The organism is Jeotgalibaca caeni (assembly GCF_028863945.1).
In the GTDB taxonomy this organism is placed as follows: domain Bacteria; phylum Bacillota; class Bacilli; order Lactobacillales; family Aerococcaceae; genus Jeotgalibaca; species Jeotgalibaca caeni.
In genome coordinates, this window is sequence record NZ_JARBEA010000124.1 from 1 (window position 1) to 1,589 (window position 1,589).

The window sequence follows — 1,589 nt, forward strand, 5'->3', positions numbered from 1 at the left end:
CCTGAATAATTCATAGTTTTTCTAATATGCTCTCTAAACCTTGTCCCGTCCTTGTTTTTCATATTGTTATCCGACACCCTTTGGGTGTACAAAAAGAACCCCAATCTGCTATGGTTAAAGCGACTAAACCTAACCAAAGAAAGGGGTTCTCTCAATGGCTACATTACAGGAAAAACGCGTAAACTTCAACTCAAAAATGGTGATAAATAATTCGGGCGGCAATCTTTCCACCGATTCTGGCTTGATTTTGGTAAAAGAATTCATGGACTCGATTGGCTTCTCCAAGTTAGCCAGCCAGTTTCTCACCTTCCAGGACAATCGCAGCCACTGCTTTCATGACAACATCTCCTTGCTGGAACAACTCCTGTTCCAGTTGATCGCTGGTTATCCTGCGGATTCATCAGCTAACTCACTGAAGGAAGATCCCGTTTTCCAACTGGTGCTTGAGAAGGAAAGCTTGGCATCACAAGCATCACTTTCCCGGTTCTGGGACCGGATCAGCGAAGCGACCATTTCCCAGTTCCAAACCCTGAATCAGGCGCTGATCGATAAAGTGCACGTGGAACGGGACGCAACGGAGCTCATTATCGACCTAGACTCCACCCATTCCGATACGTTCGGCAAGCAGGAAGGCAGCAAATTCAATGCCCACTACCGGACAAACGGCTATCACCCCTTGGTGGCTTTCGATGGCCTGACGGGTGATTTCTTGAAGGCAGAACTGCGTTCTGGCAATGTCTATACCTCGAACGGCGTAAAAGATTTCCTGGAACCGATGCTGGCACATTACAGCCAGACACTTCCCTGTACCAAGCTGCTCGTCAGAGGGGACAGTGGTTTTGCGACCCCCGAGGTCTATGATATCTGCGAGGCTTATCAAAGCCAGTATGTTATTCGCCTGAAGAAAAACAAGATCCTGGAGAAAATCGCGGAGTCGTTCATCCTCATCGGAAATGAGCATCCCTGGGAGGAAAAGGAAGTCCACTATCATTCCACGACCTATCGGGCAAAGAGCTGGGCGAAGGGGCGCCGGATTTGCATCAAATCCACCCGGGAAGCGAACGAGCTGCTATTCAGGCACGAGTATGTGGTCACGAATTGCTCGGAGGAACTGTCCGCCCGGACGATGTTCCAGCTTTACCACAACCGGGGGACGATGGAAAATTTTATCAAGGAAGCAAAGAACGGCTTCTATTTCGACAAGACCGACAGTTCCTCCTTCTTGGAGAACCATGCCCGCATGATGGTCAGCCTGTTGGCTTATAACCTGATCAATTTCATGAAGTCCATCTGCTTGCCGCCGAAAGAGGCCGGCTTCCAAGTCGATACACTTCGTCTGCGCCTGTTCAAAGTGGCGGGGAAACTCGTCAAGAGCGGCCGCCGGCTGTTCCTGAAATTGAGTTCCACCCACGTTTACCAACAGTCGTTCTACCACCTGCTACAGAAAATCCAGCAGCTGGCCTGGTAAGCCATCCAAATGGGCTCATTTTAAAAAACTAGTGGAACCCAAGGGGTTCGTGCGCCCAAAAATAGGGTTCATACGCCAATTTTCCTAATGTGAAGCCAAATCAGCTTGCGCATTTAGAAAA

General features: G+C 49.2%; 1 protein-coding gene. It reads left to right on the plus strand.

The genetic code is table 11. The features are described 5' to 3' along the window. The first annotated feature begins 154 nt into the window (after positions 1–154). Complete coding sequence (locus PVE40_RS12700) at positions 155–1,468, plus strand: IS1380 family transposase (protein ID WP_274732300.1); 1,314 nt, start codon at positions 155–157, stop codon at positions 1,466–1,468. Positions 1,469–1,589: the final 121 nt, after the last annotated feature.

Coding starts and splice junctions, on each gene's coding strand:
- PVE40_RS12700 (WP_274732300.1), top strand. CDS start 155: ATGGCTACATTACAGGAAAAACGCGTAAACTTCAACTCAAAAATGGTG.